Annotated in this window: 15 protein-coding genes; 11 read left to right on the forward strand and 4 right to left on the reverse strand. The window is 52.0% G+C overall.

Translation table 11 applies throughout. The features are described from left to right. The first annotated feature begins 25 nt into the window (after window positions 1–25). From aprA to lpxC, 8 genes are all read left to right on the forward strand, one after another. Window positions 26–2,008 (forward strand): adenylyl-sulfate reductase subunit alpha, encoded by a 1,983-nt coding sequence (aprA, locus tag BLP93_RS02885; protein ID WP_092117048.1) that lies wholly within the window; start codon window positions 26–28, stop codon window positions 2,006–2,008. 188 nt (window positions 2,009–2,196) lie between these two features. Further along, complete coding sequence (locus tag BLP93_RS02890) at window positions 2,197–3,444, forward strand: CoB--CoM heterodisulfide reductase iron-sulfur subunit A family protein (RefSeq protein WP_092117050.1); 1,248 nt, start codon at window positions 2,197–2,199, stop codon at window positions 3,442–3,444. Window positions 3,445–3,447: 3 nt separating this feature from the next. Beyond that, window positions 3,448–5,733, forward strand: a complete 2,286-nt coding sequence (locus tag BLP93_RS02895) for a hydrogenase iron-sulfur subunit (protein WP_092117052.1) — start codon at window positions 3,448–3,450, stop codon at window positions 5,731–5,733. A gap of 13 nt (window positions 5,734–5,746) precedes the next feature. Continuing rightward, a complete protein-coding gene (gene qmoC / locus BLP93_RS02900) occupies window positions 5,747–6,922 on the forward strand; it encodes a quinone-interacting membrane-bound oxidoreductase complex subunit QmoC (RefSeq protein ID WP_092117053.1) in 1,176 nt (391 codons plus the stop codon). Between the two features lie 129 nt (window positions 6,923–7,051). Further along, on the forward strand, window positions 7,052–7,267 hold the full coding sequence (rpmE, locus tag BLP93_RS02905; RefSeq protein ID WP_092117055.1) for a 50S ribosomal protein L31: 216 nt from the start codon (window positions 7,052–7,054) through the stop codon (window positions 7,265–7,267). Between the two features lie 89 nt (window positions 7,268–7,356). Next, complete coding sequence (prfA, locus tag BLP93_RS02910) at window positions 7,357–8,436, forward strand: peptide chain release factor 1 (RefSeq protein ID WP_092117057.1); 1,080 nt, start codon at window positions 7,357–7,359, stop codon at window positions 8,434–8,436. Window positions 8,437–8,438: 2 nt separating this feature from the next. Next, a complete protein-coding gene (gene prmC, locus BLP93_RS02915) occupies window positions 8,439–9,305 on the forward strand; it encodes a peptide chain release factor N(5)-glutamine methyltransferase (RefSeq protein WP_092117059.1) in 867 nt (288 codons plus the stop codon). 388 nt (window positions 9,306–9,693) lie between these two features. Further along, window positions 9,694–10,626: a UDP-3-O-acyl-N-acetylglucosamine deacetylase gene (lpxC, locus tag BLP93_RS02920; protein WP_092117061.1), complete on the forward strand. Its 933-nt coding sequence runs from the start codon at window positions 9,694–9,696 to the stop codon at window positions 10,624–10,626. A 420-nt stretch (window positions 10,627–11,046) separates the two neighbouring features. On the opposite strand, the gene amrB is transcribed toward lpxC, so the two are convergent. Next, window positions 11,047–11,850: an AmmeMemoRadiSam system protein B gene (gene amrB / locus BLP93_RS02925; RefSeq protein WP_092117063.1), complete on the reverse strand. Its 804-nt coding sequence runs from the start codon at window positions 11,848–11,850 to the stop codon at window positions 11,047–11,049. Between the two features lie 567 nt (window positions 11,851–12,417). On the opposite strand from amrB, the gene groES reads away from it, so the two are divergent. From groES to BLP93_RS02940, 3 genes are all read left to right on the forward strand, one after another. Then, a complete protein-coding gene (gene groES, locus BLP93_RS02930; protein ID WP_092117065.1) occupies window positions 12,418–12,708 on the forward strand; it encodes a co-chaperone GroES in 291 nt (96 codons plus the stop codon). Window positions 12,709–12,766: 58 nt separating this feature from the next. After that, the gene (gene groL / locus BLP93_RS02935) at window positions 12,767–14,413 is read left to right on the forward strand and encodes a chaperonin GroEL (protein WP_092117067.1); all 1,647 of its coding nucleotides are present in this window, start codon (window positions 12,767–12,769) and stop codon (window positions 14,411–14,413) included. Between the two features lie 428 nt (window positions 14,414–14,841). After that, window positions 14,842–15,867: a GGDEF domain-containing protein gene (locus tag BLP93_RS02940; protein WP_092117069.1), complete on the forward strand. Its 1,026-nt coding sequence runs from the start codon at window positions 14,842–14,844 to the stop codon at window positions 15,865–15,867. Window positions 15,868–15,879: 12 nt separating this feature from the next. Here the strand turns inward: BLP93_RS02940 and hflX are convergent, their stop codons facing one another. The 3 genes from hflX to BLP93_RS02955 all read right to left on the reverse strand — a co-directional run bounded on the left by hflX (window position 15,880) and on the right by BLP93_RS02955 (window position 19,494). Beyond that, complete coding sequence (gene hflX, locus BLP93_RS02945) at window positions 15,880–17,388, reverse strand: GTPase HflX (RefSeq protein ID WP_244148626.1); 1,509 nt, start codon at window positions 17,386–17,388, stop codon at window positions 15,880–15,882. A gap of 397 nt (window positions 17,389–17,785) precedes the next feature. Beyond that, window positions 17,786–18,397, reverse strand: a complete 612-nt coding sequence (locus BLP93_RS02950; RefSeq protein ID WP_092117071.1) for an IMP cyclohydrolase — start codon at window positions 18,395–18,397, stop codon at window positions 17,786–17,788. Between the two features lie 116 nt (window positions 18,398–18,513). Continuing rightward, entirely contained in the window at window positions 18,514–19,494 is a 981-nt protein-coding gene (locus BLP93_RS02955) for a hypothetical protein (protein WP_139162896.1), read from the reverse strand. Window positions 19,495–19,652 lie beyond the last annotated feature (158 nt).

The following is a 19,652-nucleotide window of genomic DNA, read 5'->3' on the forward strand; positions in this document are numbered from 1 at the left end:
CCAAATAACTCTCAGGAGGATTCGCATGACCACAATTCCTTCCAAAATCGCCCCCCAAGGGGTGCCGATTGCCGAACCGGAAGTTGTTGAAATCGAAAAAGATGTGCTGATTATCGGCGGCGGCATGGCTGCTTGCGGCACTGCCGTTGAGATCAAGCCTTGGGCCGACAAGCACGGCGTGAGCTACATCATGGTCGACAAGGCAGCTCTGGAGCGCTCCGGAGCTGTTGCCCAGGGTCTGTCCGCCATCAACACCTACCTCGGCGACAACACCCCTGACGACTACGTCCGCATGGTCCGCACCGACCTGATGGGCGTTGTCCGCGAAGACCTGATCTTCGACCTGGGCCGCCACGTTGACGATTCCGTGCACCTGTTCGAAGAGTGGGGCCTGCCCTGCTGGGTCAAGGAAGGCGAACACAACCTGGACGGCGCTCAGGCCAAGGCCAAGGGCCTGTCCCTGCGCACCGGCGCGAAGCCGGTTCGCTCCGGTAAGTGGCAGATCATGATCAACGGCGAATCCTACAAGGTCCTCGTTGCTGAAGCCGCCAAGAACGCCATTGGTCAGGACAACTACCTGGAGCGCATCTTCGTGGTGCGGCTGCTCCTGGATGCCAATACCCCGAATCGGGTTGCCGGCGCCGTGGGCTTCTCCCTGCGCGAAAACAAGGTTTACATCTTCAAGTGCAATGCTTGCCTCGTGGCCAGCGGCGGCGCAGTGAACGTGTACCGTCCCCGTTCCGTTGGCGAAGGCAAAGGCCGCGCCTGGTACCCCGTATGGAACGCCGGTTCCGGTTACACCCTTGTCGCTCAGGCCGGCGGTGAAATGACCATGATGGAAAACCGGTTCTGCCCGGCTCGCTTCAAGGACGGTTACGGACCGGTCGGCGCCTGGTTCTTGCTGTTCAAGGCCAAGGCCGTCAACGCCCTGGGCGAAGACTACTGCGTAACCAACGACGACATGATCAAGACCTATCGCGAGAAGGGTTATGCTCGTGGTCACATCATCCCGACCTGTCTGCGTAACCACATGATGTTGGAAGAAATGCAGGCTGGCCGCGGTCCGATCTACATGGACACCGCCACAGCCCTGCAGACCACCTTCGCTACCCTGGACAAGAAGCAGCAGAAGCACCTTGAGTCCGAGGCTTGGGAAGACTTTCTCGACATGTGCGTTGGCCAAGCCAACCTTTGGGCCTGCTTGAACATCGAACCTGAAAAGGTCGGTTCTGAAATCATGCCCACGGAACCCTACCTGCTGGGTTCGCACTCCGGTTGCTGCGGCATCTGGTGCTCCGGCCCCGATGAGGAATGGGTCCCCGCCGAGTACAAGATCAAGGCTGACAACGGTAAGGTGTACAACCGCATGACCTCAGTCAACGGCCTGTTCATCGCCGGTGACTGCGTTGGCGCTTCCGGTCACAAGTTCTCCTCCGGTTCCCATGCTGAAGGCCGCATTGCAGCCAAGCAGCTGGTGCGCTGGGTTGTAGACCACAAGGACTACAAGCCCGCCATCAAGGAAACGGCTGAAGAGCTGAAGAAAATGATCTACAAGCCGTACTACAACTATGAAGCTGGCAAGTCGGTTTCCACGGATCCTGTGGTTAACCCCATGTACATTACTCCGCGCAACTTCATGGATCGTTTGATGAAGTGCACGGACGAGTACGGTGCCGGTACATCTACCTACTACCGCACTTCCGCGAAGCTGCTGGAAACCGGCATGAAGCTTCTGGACATGCTGGATGAAGACTCCCACAAGCTGGCCGCCCGCGACCTGCACGAACTGTTGCGTTGCTGGGAGCAGTACCACCGCCTGTGGACCGTACGTCTGCACATGCAGCACATCCAGTTCCGCACGGAAACCCGCTACCCCGGTTTCTACTATCGCACTGACTTCCCTGATCTGAACGACGATGAGTGGAAGTGCTTCACCAACTCCAAGTACGATCCGGTCAAGAAGGAAACCACCTTCTACAAGGTGCCTTTGATCCAGATCATTCCGTAAATCACGGATTTGAGCTGCGGGCCGCGAGGCCCGCAGCTTTTCTCATTCTGTCTTATCGACAAGCCGGCTGCCTCTGGTTTCAATCTCGGTTTCAGGCATGAGCGTATCGCAACTTTCATGATTGAGACCGAGGTTTAGGCTATTTCAGACCTGGTGCCCGGTGTCAGGCAAACTGTACGGAGGAAACTATGGAACATTCAGGAATACTTGTCGTAGGAGGCGGCTTCAGCGGAATTACTGCCGCGCTGGAAGCCGCCGAAGTTGGACATGAGGTGTTTATTATTGAAAAAAATTCATATCTCGGGGGACGCGTCTCCCAATTGAATCAATATTTTCCCAAACTCTGTCCTCCATCCTGCGGCCTGGAAATCAATTACCAGCGGATCAAGAATAATCCGAAGGTCAAATTTTTCACAATGGCCGAAGTTGGATCAATCACTGGGGCGCCGGGAAACTACACGGCAACGATTAAAATCAAGCCCCGCTTCGTAAACAACAACTGTGTCGCTTGCAACAAGTGTACAGAAGTCTGCCCCGTGGATACGGACGCGGAATTCGACTACGGTTTGCAGAAGCGCAAGGCGATCTACCGCCCGCACCTTTCCTCTTTCCCGATGCGCTATGTCGTTGATCCGGAGATCTGTCTCGGCAAGAGCTGTTCCAAGTGCGTGGAAGTCTGTGCCTATGATGCCGTGGACCTGGATGAAAAGGAAAAGGAAGTCACCCTGAATGTCGGCGCCGTGATCTGGGCAACCGGGTGGAAGCCATACGACGTGAAAAATCTGGATATTCTCGGCGGTGGAAAAATCAAAAACGTCATCACGAACATGCAGATGGAGCGCTTGGCCAGCCCCAGCGGGCCGACCAACGGTCAGATAACGCGGCCTTCGGACGGCAAAGCGCCGCAGCGCATCGCCTTTGTGCAGTGTGCTGGCTCTCGTGATGAAAGCCATCTCTCCTATTGTTCCTACATCTGCTGTATGGCGTCGCTGAAACAGGTCACCTATCTGCGATCCCAGTATCCTGATGCGGATATTGTGATTTACTACATCGATCTGCGAACCCCGGGCCGATATGACAAGTTTCTGCAAAAAATCCGTGAGGACGGAAAGGTGCTCATGGTTAAAGGCAAAGTGGCCCAGGTGGTCGAAGACGGCGGCAGCGGCGATGTGCTTGTCACCGCCGAGGACATCATCGGCGGCCTGAAAAAGGAAGAACGATACGACATGGTGGTTCTGGCGACCGGCATGCAGCCAAGCGTGGCCGGCCAGGTTCTTCCTTTGGGTCTCCAGCAGGATGACGAAGGGTTCTGCAACACCCTTGAAGCCGGCATCTCTGCCGCAGGCTGCGCCAAGATGCCTCTGGACGTCATGCGATCGGCACAGACCGCGACCGGTGCGGCGCTGAAAGCAATTCAAACCGTGGTAGGGAGGTAAACAATGTCCAGCAAGATTGGTGTTTATATATGCGAAGGTTGCGACATTGGCCCTCAGCTGAATGCAGGGCAATTAGCGGAATTCGTCAAGAGTGAGTACGGTGGAAGCTGTCCCGTGGTAAAGACGTCGCCGGTACTGTGCAGCCAGGAAGGAAAGGCCCTGATTCAGGCCGACGTGGATGCGGAATCCATTGACAGCGTGGCAGTCTGTGCCTGTTCTCCCCGAGTGAAGTGGGATATATTCCGGTTCGGCGACAAGGCAGTTGTCGAACGGGTCAACCTTCGTGAGCAGTGCGTCTGGTCCTATGCCAGGCCCGAGGCTGACACCACGGCGGAAGGCGAAATTCCGGAAACATTGCGGATGATGGCCCAGGACTATATCCGGATGGGCATCATCAAGCTTCAGAAGTACGTTGTGCCGCAGGCCGAAGTTCCGGAAATCACCAAGACGATTCTTGTCGTCGGCGGGGGAAATACAGGTTTGACCGCGGCACTGGGCGGCGCAAACCTCGGATACGATGTGATTCTGATGGAAAAGGAATCCCAACTGGGCGGTTTTGCATCGCAGATGTACAAGCAGGTTCCGTATTCGTATCCCTATACGCAGTCCATTCCCACAACCATCGACCAAAAAATCAACGAAGTGACGGCCCACGAGAAGATTCGCGTCTTCACCAGTTCGACGTTGAACAAGCTCGAGGGTGCTCCCGGGCAGTACACGGCGGTCATCGCCAACGGCAAGGGCGAAGAGCGCCTGCCTGTCGGCTCAGTTGTTCTGGCCACCGGCTGGAAACCCTACGATCCGGAAGCGCGTGTGGTTGCGGTAGAACCTCCCAAGGAAGAAGCCAAGGAAGACGTTGCTACTGAAGAAACTCCTGAAATCAAGAAAGGAGAGAACGTTCTCGCTCACCTGGGTCTGGGACGCTTCACCAATGTGATCACCAACGTGGACATGGAATTGATGGCCAAGAAGGGCGAGTTGTTGCGTCCCTCAGACGGACGTCCGGTTCAGTCCGTCGCATTTATTCAATGTGCCGGTCAGCGTTCCACCGAGGAAGGTCATCTGCCCTACTGTTCATCCGTCTGCTGCATGGTATCCCTGAAACAGGCCGGATATCTCCGTGAAAAGAACAAGGACGGCAAAGCCTTCATCCTTTACAAGGATATGATCGTTCCCGGTGTGCAGGAACTTTATTACAAGGCCGCTCAGGACGACCCAGGTATTTTTCTGACCAAGGGCGATGTGGCGGAAGTAAGGGAAGATGCCGACGGCGGCATTGTCGTCAAGACACAGAACACGCTGCTTGGCGAAGACTTTGAAATCAAAGTGGATGTTCTTGTCCTGGCAACCGGCATGGTGCCCACCACTCTGGCCGATCCGGTGATTAATTTTGACTATCGCCAGGGGCCGGCATTCCCGGATCTGTTGCTCTTCAACGGATTTGCCGATTCCAACTACATCTGTTTTCCTTATGAAACCCGGCGTACCGGTGTCTACTCGGCCGGTTGCGTGCATCAGCCCATGCTTCTGGGCGCCGCTGAGGATGATGCCGCGGGTGCCGTGCTCAAGGCCATCCAGTGCCTGGAGTCGATCAATCGCGGCATGGCCGTGCACCCCAGGTCCGGTGACATATCCTTCCCGAAGTTCAACATGGTCCGCTGCACCCAGTGCAAGCGGTGCACGGAAGAGTGTCCTTTCGGCGCCCTTGATGATGATGAAAAGGGAACGCCAAAGCCCAACCAGACACGTTGTCGTCGTTGTGGAACCTGCATGGGCGCCTGTCCAGAGCGGGTCATCTCCTTCGAGGAGTACAACGTGGACATGATCGCTACCATGATCAAGGAAAATGAGGTGCCGGACGACATCGACGAGGGCGGCCCACGGGTTATCGTCTTCGTTTGCGAGAACGACGCTTATCCAGCGTTGGACATGGCAGCTTTCCAGGGCAAGAAATGGTCACCGTACGTGCGTTTCATCCCCGTGCGCTGCCTGGGGGCTATCAACAGCATCTGGATTGCCGACTCCATGTCCAAGGGCATTGACGGTGTTCTCCTGCTGGGTTGCAAATACGGCGACGATTATCAGTGTCACTTTGCTAAAGGCAGCGAACTCTGCAACAAGCGCATGGAAAACATCGCCGAGACCCTGGGCCGGTTGCAGCTTGAGCCGGAACGGGTTCAGCAGAAGCAGGTTGCCATTGACGAATATGACAAGATACCCCAGATGATCGACGAATTCATGAACCATATCATCGACGATATCGGCGCCAACCCCTACAAAGGCTTCTAGGAGGAGATTGAAGATGGCCCAAGTTAAACGCATTGATCCCGATCTGCGGTTTATTGAGGAGATGCAAGCTGCAGGCGGAGAATCACTGAAGAAATGTTATCAATGCGCCACGTGTTCCGTGGTCTGCCCGCTCTCGCCGGAAGACAATCCCTATCCGCGCAAAGAGATGATCTGGGCGCAGTGGGGCTTGAAAGACAAGCTGGTTGGCGACCTGGACATGTGGCTCTGCCATAACTGCGGTACCTGCTCAGACCAGTGTCCGCGCGGCGCCAAGCCCGCGGATTTGATGGCCGCCATGCGCAATATGGCCTATCAGAACATCGCGCAGCCTACGATTATGGGTAAGTTCATGAGTTCGGCGAAATATCTGCCCGTTCTTGCAGGCATCCCAGCATTGATCTTTCTTCTGGCCTGGATATTCTTCACACCTGGCTTTTTGGGAATGCCGGTGACTGACGACGGTCAGGTTTTGTTCCGACTGGTTTTTCCGCAAACCGCGTTTATTGATCCCCTGTTCGGACTAATTGCACTTGGCGTGGTGGTTATCTTTGTTCGGGGAATTCTAGCGCAGATTAAGACATTCAATGATTCGCCACAGGCGCCTATTGGAGGCGTCCCCGCAAAAGACGTTCTCAAGTCGTCATGGTTTGTGATCAAGGACGAAATTCTTTCGCACACAAGATGGAAGGAGTGCGGCAACGACAATACTGATCGCTACTTTGGCCATATGGGAATATTCTTCGGATTCGTGGGATTGTTCATTGTTACAGCCTATGTTGGCGTGGCCTACTGGTTGGGCGTTTTCACAGGCTGGGACCTGATGACACCCATGAGCTTGTGGAATCCCTTCAAGATTTTGGCGAACATCGCGTCCATCGCTCTGATCGTGGGTTTGATTCTGGTGACGAAGCGCCGTCTGGATCTGGATGAGGGCAAATTCAAATCATCCTACTATGACTGGTATCTTCTCGGCGTAATCTGGGTTGTGGCTCTTTCTGGCATGTTCAGCCAGCTGCTCCGTTTGGCCAATATTCCTGCTGTCGCCTATCCAATGTACTACATTCACCTGGTGAGCATTTTCATGCTCTTTGCCTACTTGCCATGGTCCAAATTGGCACACATGGTTTATCGAACCGTTGCACTCGGATATGCTCGGCATATCGGCAGGGGCCCAAAACCTCAGATCTAACTTGATTATAAACCGTAAAAAAACCAGGGCCTTGTGGCCCTGGTTTTTTTTTGTTTGCACTGACTCTTGTCAGTTCGTCGCTGAGAGGTTATTATTTACGATTCAGCAAACGATATAAGGAGCCTTACAATGAAGAAAGAAATCCATCCCGAAATCAGCAAGAAAAAGATCCACTGCGCCTGTGGTTTTGAAGTTGAGGCTTTGAGCACGCAACGCAATGATATACAGGTTGAAATTTGTTCCAATTGTCACCCTTTTTATACCGGCAAACAGCGGTTTGTCGATACTGCCGGACGCATTGATCGATTCAAGAAGAAGTATGCCGCCATGGCGGAAAAAAGCTAGACAGCATTGATTTTCAATCGATAGCAAATGCCTTCTACGCTATCTTTGTCGTGTTCACGATGATGCCCGTGTCATAGGGATGTTTTATTATGTTTGCAAAACTTGAAAGCCTTCAGGACAAGTATCAGGAACTGGAGCGGGAGTTGAGTTCCGCGGAGGTTTTCAGTGATCAGTCCCGGTATCGTCAGCTGACAAAGCGCCATTCGGAATTGGGCGAAATTGTTACTGTCTATCGTGAATATTCCCGCACCATGGCTGATTTGGAATCGAACAAGGAGCTCCTTGGCGACTCGGATCCTGAGATTCGGGAAATGGCTCGTGCCGAGTTGGAACTCCTTGATGCAAAAATTGAAGATCTGCAGCGACAGCTGCAGATCCTTTTGCTTCCGAAAGATCCCCTTGATGACCGAAATGTCATTCTCGAAATCCGAGCCGGAACCGGTGGTGATGAGGCTGCCCTCTTTGCCGCGGATCTCTTTCGGATGTACATGCGTTATGCCGAGCGCACCGGTTTGCGGACCGAACTTATTCAGGCCAGCGAAAGCGGCACTGGCGGGGTCAAGGAAGGGATCGCATCCATTTCAGGGAACAAGGCGTATAGTCTCCTGAAACATGAATCCGGAGTACACCGCGTGCAACGCGTTCCGGCAACGGAATCCCAGGGCAGAATCCACACTTCCGCCGTGACAGTGGCCATCCTGCCGGAGGCCGAAGAGGTTGATGTTCATATTGACCCCAATGACGTTCGTACGGATGTCTATCGCTCATCCGGACCTGGCGGGCAAAGCGTCAACACAACTGATTCCGCCGTCCGCGTAACCCACATCCCCACAGGTCTCGTGGTGATTTGCCAGGATGAGAAATCCCAGCATAAGAACCGGGCCAAGGCAATGACCGTGCTCCGGTCTCGGCTGCTCAAGGCCAAGCAGGAAGAGCAGAAGCAATCATACGACCAGAACCGGAAGAGCCAAGTAGGTAGCGGGGACCGTTCCGAACGTATCCGGACGTATAATTATCCTCAGGGCAGGATCACCGACCATCGCATCAACCTGACGCTCTATCGGTTGGAAGCCGTTCTTGAAGGAGAAATGGACGAACTGGTGAACGCCTTGGTCCAGCACTATCAAACCGAAGCCTTGAAAGCGGAAACCGAAGAAGTTGGATCTTGAGCATGTCCATGACGCAGCTGACCCTGCGTGACATTTTAATAAAAAGCACTGGCTATTTAAGCCAAAAGCGGGTCGATTCTCCTCGATTAAGTGCTGAGCTTGTGATTGCTCACGCTTTAGGGGTAGATCGACTCGCTCTGTTTCTGGACCCGGACAAGCCCCTCGGCGAAAATGAATTGGCCAGAATCCGACCGTTTCTGATCAGACGCGGGACCGGTGAGCCAATGGCCTATATCCTCGGGCATAAAGAATTTTACGGGCTGGACTTCCTCGTCTCGAAAGATGTTCTCATTCCCAGACCTGACACGGAACTGGGAGTTGACTTGGTCTTGAAAAGTTTCCCCAAAGAGAGGAAACTTTTATTTGCAGATGTCGGTTCCGGTAGCGGCGCTCTGGCCGTGACCCTGCTCACAAAATTTCCCAATGGCCAGGCAATAGCTACAGACATTAGTTTAAGGACTTTGGGAATAAGCAAGCTTAATGCCCAGCGGCACGGCGTATCCGAGCGAATCCTGACAGTCCAAGGCGACTTGCTGAAACATCTGGGATCACTTTGTCTGGATTTTATCATCGCCAACCTGCCCTACATTAGTGAAGATGAAGCCCGAACGCTCAGTCCTGAAGTTATCTGTTACGAACCCCGCCAGGCACTAATCGGTGGACCGAAAGGGGATGAGCTTTTTGCGCCGCTCCTGAGCGATGCCATGCGTGTTTTGAAGAGAGGGGGATGTATTCTGCTGGAAACAGGTTCAACACAAGCCGCGGCTGTTCATGATCACATTCAAAGGATTTCAGCAAATTGGAAACGCGTCCGAGTTCATAAAGATCTTTCCGGATTGGACAGGTTTGTGTCTGCATGGTGGGAATAGTTTTTTATACGCTATATATGTGAGTGAGTTGAGGCTGGCTTCCTAACCTTCCCAACATTAAGGCTGTATGATCCAACCATAGCGTGATGCAGAGAATAATTCGCTCGCGTCTGTTTGCGGCAATAATCTGATAAACAAGCCTTGACGCTCTCTGACATGGGAGTCACCTAAGCCAAGAGCCATCTCAGCAAATCCAGCCTTTCAACCAGAACCCATTCACAAATACTGTACACATAAACACAAGAACCATTGTTGTAAATGACACAAGATGGTTGTAAAAGCAACAATTTTCAGATTGTTGTGATTTTAATGTCATAATATTTCAATGGATTGCGTGGCGTCTGCTTATGGGCATGTTCATTGCATGGCGGGTTTGAAAGGAGTCCCTATGACTTGCCAGAAAACAATTAAACGTTCCATTCAGTGTTCGGGAATCGGCTTGCACAAAGGTCGAAAAGTCCGGCTGGTGCTACGTCCCGCAGCTGAAGATACAGGGATAGTGTTCGCCTTGCATGGGGTCGACGGAGTGCGCTTTCACAGTCCTTCCGCGGATGCCGTCGTTGAGACGACCATGGCTACCACGCTCGGATTTGACGGGCAGCGGCTTGCCACAGTCGAACATCTCCTGGCAGCGGTAAGGGGCCTGGAAATCGATAATTTGTATGTCGAAGTGGAAGGGGACGAAGTACCGATCATGGACGGCAGTTCGGCCTCCTTTATTTTTTTGCTGCGCGCAGCGGGCTTTCGCCGCCAGAACAAGCCCCGACGCGTACTAACTTTGAAAAAGCCGATTCATTTTCAGCAGGATGGTAAATGGATCAAAGCGAGCCCGTCTGACCGGTTGACTATCGACTACACCATCGATTTCAATCATCCCCTGGTTGGGACACAGAAATTTTTCGTGGACTGCAATCCAGAGAATTTCACCCGAGATATTGCCAAAGCACGCACATTCGGATTTATGAGGGAAGTAGAATACTTGCGCCGTAACGGTTTGGCTCTTGGCGGTTCGCTGGATAATGCCGTTGTCTTGGATGAATACGGCGTAATCAATCCCGACGGACTACGTTTTCCGGATGAATTTGTGCGTCATAAAATCTTGGATTTTATCGGCGACCTCTTTGTTCTCGGAATGCCCATGAATGGAGACTTCAAGGTGTTTTGCTCGGGTCATGCATTAAACAATGCATTTGTACGTTACCTGGTGGATAATCGGGGCGAGTACCTGGAACTGGACGAATCCGGTGAGCAGGTCATTGCCGAGGAAGCTTTTTTTCCTTCGCCGGCCCAGGCTCCAGCAACTTCACAGATCTGGAATTGAAGCTCGTTGCCGACAGGGCAATGACCAAAATTTTTTGGTAACTATTCATCAACTGTCCGGCTTGTCTCGTTATTCGGCATCGCAACTCCTTCGTCGGCTTCGTAGCTTCGAACCATTGCGTTAATAAACAGCATTTAGCGCTTCAAGCGTCCGCCAATGGTTCGATGAACGAATCCTGACTCAGTCAGGCAGGCAGGCGATGCCGAAAAATCGAGACAAGCCGGACAGCTTCATACCATGCAGTAAAAATGTGCTGAGTTACATTTTTTGTATCTCCTCATACTCAGCACATCCTGCTCTCGATGCATGACAGGTGACTGACTTTTAATTGTTACGGCTTCGTATCTTTGATGGAGCCAGGATTTGTTCTTCAATCCATCCCGCCCAGTCGCACAAGACGAATGCTTTCGAAGTCGCCAATCAGGTGATCACGACTCCCGCATATCCCACGACCTGAGAAAATTCCCCACTTACATCCCCAGAGGTCCCATAGGCGATGATTTTTGCCTGTGATCCGCCCATGCTGTTAACAATGGTCAAGCCGATAGTCATCGGCAGCACGCCGCACATGCTGATATTCCCAGAACGAACGGTTAAATAAAATTTTACCGGATCCAGTTCCAGAATTGCGCTCAAGGCAAGATCATCCTGGTATTTCGCCTGTTCCGCGGAAATGAAGTGGCTCATGTCCGAACTGACCACAATCAGTACCGGGGTAGTCCATTTGCTGAGCACGCCGGCCAAGTCCTGACCAATTGACAGCAGATTGTCCAGTTTTGTTTCGGAAACGGCCATGGGGACAATACGCAAATCGGGATTCAAGACATAAAGGAAGGGCAATATCACTTCTAGGGAATGCTCCTGATTATGGGCTTGATGGTCGGCTGTTGCCGGAGTGCTGTCAATAATGGATTGTGCCAGTCGAGTATCCACATTTAGGTACGCGCCGGGAAGTATCCAGCGCCCGGAAGGCCATACGGCGAAAGAAGCTCCCAATCCCGTATGATTCGGCCCCAGAAGCAATATTGTTTCGGGTACGGATACGGCAGACAATGTCTTGCCGGCTATTGCCCCGGAATAGGCGTAGCCGGCATGCGGAACCATGGCCAGTAGCGCCTGCTCTGCCTGGATATTCCTGGGCTCAAGATAGTTTCGGACTTCGGTTTCCCATGCCGGTCTTGTGCCGGGGTAAAATTTACCTCCAACGATATATGATCGATCCATAAACAATCCTTTGTTTGAAATCCTTTAAAAATCTGACTTTCTGGAACTGCTTGGTTGAGCAGGATCAGTTTCAATAAATTCTCTCGAAATTTCCATACGAAGTCAAAAATTTCACGAAAGGTTAGCGTTGACCCTATGCTGAAGCAGTTTAGTGCTTGCCTTATGAAAAGGCATCAGATGCTAGTGAGCAGGGGATTCTTTCTTGGAAGAATTGTAAAGCTGCTCGCAGTAACCACGTTTCGCGAGTAGAGGGAGACTTGAAAGCCGTGTCGCAATGCTCAAACGCAACAGACATGCCGGATCACGGCGGAATCCTTCGGATTGCAAACATGATTTTTTTTGAACACAAAAAAATATTTTTAAAAAAAAGAGTATTTACGGTTTAATTTGTGAATAATATATATTTTGAGACAATGGTTGATATATTTATTGTAAAATAAAAAATTTAGCTTTTTTTGAAGAAATTCCGGGTTTGCAATTTAACGGCATCCCGGGGATAAGCACCCTGCTAGCACTCATCGCTTGTGAGTGCTAGCAAAACTAAAAATAAACTTTTGGAGGAAAGAAATGAAATTGAAACCATTGAATGATCGTGTGTTGGTAAAACGGCTTGAGGGTGAGGAAGTTACCAAAGGCGGCATCATCATCCCTGATTCCGCAAAGGAAAAGCCCATGAAGGGTGAAGTCATCGCCGTTGGTCCGGGAAAAGTCGGCGACGACGGGACGCGCACCAAGGTGGCGGTGGAAGCAGGCGACAAGGTGCTCTTCAACAAGTACGCCGGAACTGAAATGAAGGTGGACGGCGAAGAGTTCCTGGTCATGCGCGAGGACGACATTCTCGCGATTATCGAAGAGTAATACCCGCTGATTATCCTGACAGCCACGTTAACGATCAACTATCGCAAGGAGAAAAATTATGGCTTCTAAAGAAATATTGTTTGACACCAAGGCGCGTGAAAAACTGAAAAAGGGTGTTGACACCCTGGCGAACGCAGTCAAAGTGACCCTCGGCCCCAAGGGCCGCAACGTGGTCATTGAGAAGTCCTTCGGCTCGCCGATCATCACCAAGGACGGCGTCACCGTGGCCAAGGAAATCGAACTTTCAGACAAGTTCGAGAACATGGGCGCCCAGATGGTCAAGGAAGTCGCCAGCAAGACCAGTGATGTCGCCGGCGACGGAACCACTACAGCCACCATCCTGGCCCAGGCCATTTTCACAGACGGTGTAAAGCTGGTAACCGCCGGCCGTAATCCCATGGCCATCAAGCGCGGCATCGACAAGGCCGTTGAAGCCGTCACCGCTGATTTGGTCAACCAGACCAAGCCTACCCGGGACCAGAAAGAAATCGCTCAGGTCGGCACCATTTCCGCGAACAATGACCCGACCATCGGCAACATCATTGCCGAAGCCATGAACAAGGTCGGCAAGGAAGGCGTGATCACCGTTGAAGAGGCCAAGGGCCTGGAAACAACCCTGGACGTGGTCGAGGGCATGCAGTTTGACCGTGGTTACCTCTCCCCCTATTTCGTGACCGATCCGGAAAAGATGCTTTGCGAAATGGACGAGCCCCTGATCCTGATTTGCGAGAAGAAGATCTCCAGCATGAAAGACATGCTGCCCGTTCTTGAGCAGGTCGCCAAAATGTCCAAGCCGCTATTGATCATCTCTGAAGATGTGGAAGGCGAAGCCTTGGCTACACTGGTCGTGAACAAACTGCGCGGCACGTTGCAGGTTTCCGCCGTAAAGGCCCCCGGTTTTGGCGAGCGTCGCAAGGCCATGTTGCAGGACATCGCCATCCTGACCGGTGGACAGATGGTTTCCGAAGACTTGGGCATCAAGCTGGAGAACATCTCCCTGAACGATCTGGGCAAGGCCAAGCGGATCGTGATCAACAAGGAAAACACGACCATCATCGACGGCGCAGGCGATCCTGAGCAGATTAAGGCCCGTGTGAAGCAGATCCGCAGCGAGATCGACGAGACCACTTCCGATTACGACCGCGAGAAGCTGCAGGAGCGTCTGGCCAAGATCGTCGGCGGAGTGGCCGTGATCAATGTCGGCGCCGCCACGGAAACCGAGATGAAGGAAAAGAAGGCCCGCGTCGAAGATGCGCTCAATGCAACCCGCGCTGCCGTGGAAGAAGGCATTGTTCCCGGCGGTGGCGTGGCTTTGGTTCGCTCCGTGAAGAGCCTGGATGGTATCAAGACCGTTGACGATGACGAAGCCGCCGGCGTGACGCTGGTCCGCCGGGCCATTGAAGAGCCCCTGCGGATGATCTCGGCCAATGCCGGTTTCGAGGGTTCCATCGTTGTGGAAAAGGTCAAAGACGGTAAAGACGGATACGGCTTCAACGCCGCCACCGGCGTCTATGAAGATCTGATCGCCGCCGGCGTCATTGATCCGAAGAAGGTCACCCGTATTGCTCTTCAGAATGCCGCATCCGTGGCCGGTCTGCTGCTGACCACCGAATGCGCCGTGGCTGAAAAGCCCGAGCCGAAGAAAGATATGCCCATGCCCGGCGGTGGTATGGGCGGAATGGGCGGAATGGGCGGAATGTACTAATTCCCGCCATCTAATTGCGCTTCAAAAGGCCGGACATTGTCCGGCCTTTTTTTGTCGTGCAACGATTTGCCTGAGGCCCGTCATCTCGAGTTTGCCTGGAATCACGCTGATACTAATAATTCATAGCGGGGCGGATAGCGCGGAATGTGTGTGTCCTGGTTCAACAGGTATGTGAGACAGCAATGGCTACTCGACAAGCCGGACCAGTTCCTGTCGAAAAACTAGGTCTGCTGAATGTGCCGCTGTTAGTAATCTTGCACAGATTCCCTTTTATGGGTAATTCGGCTGACGACGCATCCTGGAATCTGCAGTGATATTTCTGAGGCCATGGCCAGTTGAATGGGCGCGAGGAGAAGGCCGCTGAAGGAACCAACGCCTGTGACAAGACGGATCATGATCAACATACGGAAACCAGCGGGTAGTGTGCGATGAAACGGTGTTTCGAAGATCTTTGCGCGACCATGGACAAGTTGGGTGTTCCCCGGGAGTCCAAGTGGCGGGGATTGATTCTGTACATGCGCAGCATCCGTGATTACGAGTTTCTGACCGCGGAACAACGGGAGCGGACACAGGACCTGGTCATGCAGGTACTACGCAGGAAGGACTTTTCCGATAAGGCGTTTCAGAAGCTGTTGCGGGACAACGAAGCAATTATCAATGATCGATGGCGGCACAAGCTGACGGAGACCCTGCAGGATACAGCCCAGCTGATAAAGCAGTTTCAGACTTTGTTGCAGCGCAGAAAAAATGATGTCCAAGACCTTGAAGTCATGACCCTGGAAACCATCCATAGCGATCAGCCTATGGAGAAAATGGTCGCCGAGATTCAGAACGGATTTCAAAAGATTGAAGGCATGTTGCAGAGCGATTTGGAAACCATCGTGGCCATGAGCATGACCGATGAACTAACGAAAATATACAATCGCAGGGCCCTGGACTCCTTCATGCACCGCGCGATTACCAATTCGCTATCCTGTCAGACCCCCTTGGCCATGGTTTTCCTGGATATCGACAACTTCAAGCAGTTCAACGACAAATACGGACACCTGGTTGGCGACCAGGCTCTTATAACCGTTGCGGGATTGCTCAAGGCATGTATCAACGACCAGGAAAGGGGAGTCGGTTGCACTATCTTCCCCGCGCGTTTCGGTGGAGAGGAGTTTGTGCTGATCATGCCTGGGGCTTCAGATTCAGAGGCCGTGAGTTTTGCCGAAAAGGTTCGTAAAAGGATTCAAGATTATAACTTCCTGATTCGCAATGGCAGCGGTGAAGTGGTTTACTCAGGAGTAAAAATAACCATCAGCGCCGGCGTGGCTGAACTGCATGCCTACTGCGGACATAGTCCCAACAGTGCCACTTTAATTGAGGCTGCGGACCGAGCGTTGTACCAGGCAAAGAAAGATGGCAGGAACAAGGTGGTGCTGTACCAGGGCAATGGAGTCCCAGAAACGTAGCAGATGCGATGATCAGGCAAGGGAAACAGGAAGGGCGATCATGATGCGCTGGACAAGATTTTCCAGCCCCTCTCCGGTTTGAACGGATATTCCGATCCCTTCAGGAAATATTTGCCCAAGCCGTACCCGGTCCTCGACGGACAGGAGATCGAGCTTGTTCAGCAGCAACAAGGTCGGGACTTCCTGAAGATTCATTTCTTCCAGAATGCCCCGCACATCCTGGACCTGACGCTCCAGTTCAGGGTGGGCGGCATCCGCAACATGTAAAAACAGATCGGCCTCGTCCAATTCCTCCAAAGTCGCCCGAAAGGCTTCCTTGAGTTCTGGAGGCAGACGACGGATGAATCCAACCGTGTCCGTGATGATCACTTCCCGTTGCTGAGGAAACCGAACCCGGCGGCTGGTGGGATCAAGCGTGGCAAAAAGCTTGTTTTCCGCAAGTACCTCGCTGGCCGTGAGAATGTTCAGCAAGCTGGATTTGCCTGTATTGGTGTATCCGACCATGGCCACGATAGGCAGCCCCACCTTCTGACGACGGACCCTGGTGGCTTCACGCTGCCGGCGCAAGTCCTCCAGATCCTGTTTTATCCTCGCTATGCGCTGGCGAATCTTTCGGCGATCCAATTCCAGCTTCGTCTCCCCCGGGCCGCGACCCCCGATTCCGCCTGCCAAACGGCTCATGGCTCTGTCCTGGCGCACCAGGCGAGGCATGGTGTAGCGCAACTGGGCCATCTCCACCTGCAGTTTTCCGGCTCTGGTCTTCGCATGCTGAGCAAAAATGTCCAGGATCAACTGGGTCCGATCCAGAACCTTCCGTTCACTGAGATGGGTCAGGTTGCGAATCTGGGTTGGACTTAAGTCCTGATCAAAGAGCAGAATTCCGGCATTCGTCCGCAAAGCCAGAACCTCAAGTTCGGCAAGTTTTCCCTTGCCCAGAATGTGTTTGGGATTTTGACGCTGAACCCGTTGGATCATGTTGCCGACAACGGTAATTCCCGAAGTCTTCGCCAAATCCGAAAGTTCATCAAGGTTGAGTTCCTGTTCGGCGCGAGGAAGCGTATCCACGCTGACCAGCAAAGCCCTGTCGCCGGTTGGCGCCGGACCTTGCGCCGCGATGGTCCGACCAAGCTCTTCCTCGATGGCTTCAGTTTGCTCCAAAAAATTGACATGGACCTGATCCCATGATGTCGGTGGGAAAACCTGGTACGGGCTTTGTTCCGCACCGCCGGGAAGGAGGTGAGCCCAGGAGAAAAGGCTTGGCTGCCCCCAGGCATCAAGGCACAAAACGGAGATGGAGTCCAGGCGCAGGAAGATCAGGTCCATCAGGTCCTCTTCATTCAGAGGATCCTGATTGAGGTGGGTATGCAACAGGCGCAGTCCGCGCAAGCGTCCCGGTCCATGACGGCCAGGAGGGAGTTCAGGTATGATGATTCCATGGGCATCGCCTACGATGACGATCCGTGGCTTGCCCTGTCGATCGATAAGCAGACCGATCTGCCGCCCCGTCTCTAAGCTGAGCATGCCCAGTTCCCGGGCTTGCTCCGGGGTGTATCCCTCAGCTGGTGGATAGCGTCGCTGGTATAAACGATTCAGCGCTTTGAGCTGGCTGGGCTTCAGGCCTGTTGTATTGCCTTGGATCTGGCTGGCTATGTCGGGACCTCTGTCGGGTGATGTCGTTGAAGGTGAAAATATGCCGGACCATTAGGGTTGAAAAGATCCCTTTGCGCATGTTCGAGCGTTTTCGATTTCCTGATAGTAATAATTCACTGACGAAACCAAGTGTTCCTTGGTCTGGAAAAGCAGTTCCTTCGCCGGCTTAACATCATCCTGCCGACAAGAATTTGCTGAGTTTTCGTACATTATTTGAAAATAATTACCAGCCAAGGAAAAGCAATAACATAATCGTACCTGACTTGGATTAATTCTGAGACGCTCCATCAACCTTGGCAAGATGCTGTGCGATCATGGCATCATAATTCGAAGTCAAGCGAAAAGTTCTCGCCGCAGTCTCTCGACGCAGGGCTAGGCTGACACGATAATGCTGAGATGCCAATTCACCCATTATGCGTGAATAAAATTCAGGATCAGGAACCACCAGGACGCTGTGAAAATTCTTCGCGGCGGCCCGGAGCATGGTCGGCCCGCCGATGTCGATCTGTTCGATACAATCCCGGATGTCCAGGTTTTGTTCAAGGGCGCCTGCAAAATTGTACAGGTTGACGCAGATCAGGTCCAGGGGCAACAGATTCCGTTCAGCGAGAGTCTGCAAGTGTGCGGGGTTGTCCTTGTCTGCCAGTAAAGGCCCATGAATATGCGGGTGCAGTGTTTTGACCCGCCCATCAAGGATTTCCGGAAACCCAGTAACCTCGCTCACTGCTCGGACTGGCAGGCCGGCTTCCAGCAAGATCTTCCTCGTTCCTCCCGTTGAAACAAGTTGTACTCCACCTTGATGCAAAAAAGTCGCGAAATCCCGCAAGCCAGTTTTATCCGTGACGCTGAGCAGCGCCTGTCTGATAGGTAATAATTGCATGCTTTTTTCTCTTTATGATGCGAAGTCAGCTTTACAGTCATCGGCAATACAGTCGATTGCCGATGACTGTAAAGCAAAGGGAGTAGTTATTTCGTCATGGGCGATGGCAGTACAAGTTAACTGCTTATTTCAGAAAGGCCTAGGAGTAAGTTGTCAACGTTACCTAGTTCTATCGTCTGATTCTGGTTGATATAGTACAATTTCTCTGCGTTAATTGCAACCGTCGCACCGGTTTTGGGGTAGCTGCGGTAATACATATCGTTGGTTTTTATGGTTGTTTGGGGTGATGGTGCAAAAAGGCTTGGAAACAGATGCTCAAGCCAAAGAAATAATATTGCCGATTTCTCTTCTTCGTCCGCAAAAAGCATAATAAGCCATTCATCCACATTCCCAAAGCTATGTTCTACTCCGTCTGAATCCATGTAATACAGCTCGTTATTGTCTGTTAACAGCTTTAGGCCGGACATTGGATAAGATTGATAAAATTTCCCTTCATTTTCCATTATTGGATGTGTGTTTAACGAGAATATTTCTGGAAAAAGCAGTTCGCTCCAGCAAAACAATAATTTTGCTTTTGCCCTGTTTTCTAAAGAAATAATTCTCTGATGAAGTGAATTTTCGATTTGTTGTGTTTCATCATATTTCGGTGGATTTATTGGGTGTGGACTTTTGTCCTGATCATTATTTTGCTCTATATAAATCACATATGGAATAGAGTGGGAAGTCTCTGAACCATCGGAAAATAAGGCTGTCATGGAGAAAGACGTCGTTCCGATAGGCGCAGTAATGACGCACTGCATTTCTTTTGAAAGATTGTGTGTCTCACAAATAGCTTCAGGATGATCATTGATGTACAAACGATAACCCAGAACCTGTCCCGATTCGGGAGGACTATAGTCCCACTCGACATGAAGAGTTACCGTGTCATTAGCGAAAATTGGAGAAATCGGCACTAGCAGCATAATCGCTGCTGCGAGAAATGAGAATATTGAATAATGATGAAGTTTGTCACGTTGTTTGCATCCCGCCGATGGTGAATGCGTTTGGACTTCTATTGTTGCGGGACGAATAAAAGGTTTCCATTTTAAAAAACTCATTTGATTCCCTATATCGCTTGATTATGCTTGCGGCTGGATTAACATCACATTGAAGAGTTATTAATAAATGTAACTTGTCTATCCACCTTGGGCTGATGTTCCGTGTACCGAGGCGTTTAAACCTCAGACAGTTTTTGGCGCATGAATGTCCAACGGTT

Source organism: Desulfonatronum thiosulfatophilum, assembly GCF_900104215.1.
Classification (GTDB): domain Bacteria; phylum Desulfobacterota; class Desulfovibrionia; order Desulfovibrionales; family Desulfonatronaceae; genus Desulfonatronum; species Desulfonatronum thiosulfatophilum.

What these genes read in the sequence shown, in the direction of transcription:
- groL (WP_092117067.1), top strand. Translation starts at nt 12,767, where the DNA reads ATGGCTTCTAAAGAAATATTGTTTGACACCAAGGCGCGTGAAAAACTG.
- rpmE (WP_092117055.1), top strand. Translation starts at nt 7,052, where the DNA reads ATGAAGAAAGAAATCCATCCCGAAATCAGCAAGAAAAAGATCCACTGC.
- groES (WP_092117065.1), top strand. Translation starts at nt 12,418, where the DNA reads ATGAAATTGAAACCATTGAATGATCGTGTGTTGGTAAAACGGCTTGAG.
- amrB (WP_092117063.1), bottom strand. Translation starts at nt 11,850, where the DNA reads ATGGATCGATCATATATCGTTGGAGGTAAATTTTACCCCGGCACAAGA.
- prfA (WP_092117057.1), top strand. Translation starts at nt 7,357, where the DNA reads ATGTTTGCAAAACTTGAAAGCCTTCAGGACAAGTATCAGGAACTGGAG.
- BLP93_RS02950 (WP_092117071.1), bottom strand. Translation starts at nt 18,397, where the DNA reads ATGCAATTATTACCTATCAGACAGGCGCTGCTCAGCGTCACGGATAAA.
- prmC (WP_092117059.1), top strand. Translation starts at nt 8,439, where the DNA reads ATGTCCATGACGCAGCTGACCCTGCGTGACATTTTAATAAAAAGCACT.
- hflX (WP_244148626.1), bottom strand. Translation starts at nt 17,388, where the DNA reads ATGCTCAGCTTAGAGACGGGGCGGCAGATCGGTCTGCTTATCGATCGA.
- aprA (WP_092117048.1), top strand. Translation starts at nt 26, where the DNA reads ATGACCACAATTCCTTCCAAAATCGCCCCCCAAGGGGTGCCGATTGCC.
- BLP93_RS02890 (WP_092117050.1), top strand. Translation starts at nt 2,197, where the DNA reads ATGGAACATTCAGGAATACTTGTCGTAGGAGGCGGCTTCAGCGGAATT.
- BLP93_RS02940 (WP_092117069.1), top strand. Translation starts at nt 14,842, where the DNA reads ATGAAACGGTGTTTCGAAGATCTTTGCGCGACCATGGACAAGTTGGGT.
- BLP93_RS02895 (WP_092117052.1), top strand. Translation starts at nt 3,448, where the DNA reads ATGTCCAGCAAGATTGGTGTTTATATATGCGAAGGTTGCGACATTGGC.
- BLP93_RS02955 (WP_139162896.1), bottom strand. Translation starts at nt 19,494, where the DNA reads ATGAGTTTTTTAAAATGGAAACCTTTTATTCGTCCCGCAACAATAGAA.
- qmoC (WP_092117053.1), top strand. Translation starts at nt 5,747, where the DNA reads ATGGCCCAAGTTAAACGCATTGATCCCGATCTGCGGTTTATTGAGGAG.
- lpxC (WP_092117061.1), top strand. Translation starts at nt 9,694, where the DNA reads ATGACTTGCCAGAAAACAATTAAACGTTCCATTCAGTGTTCGGGAATC.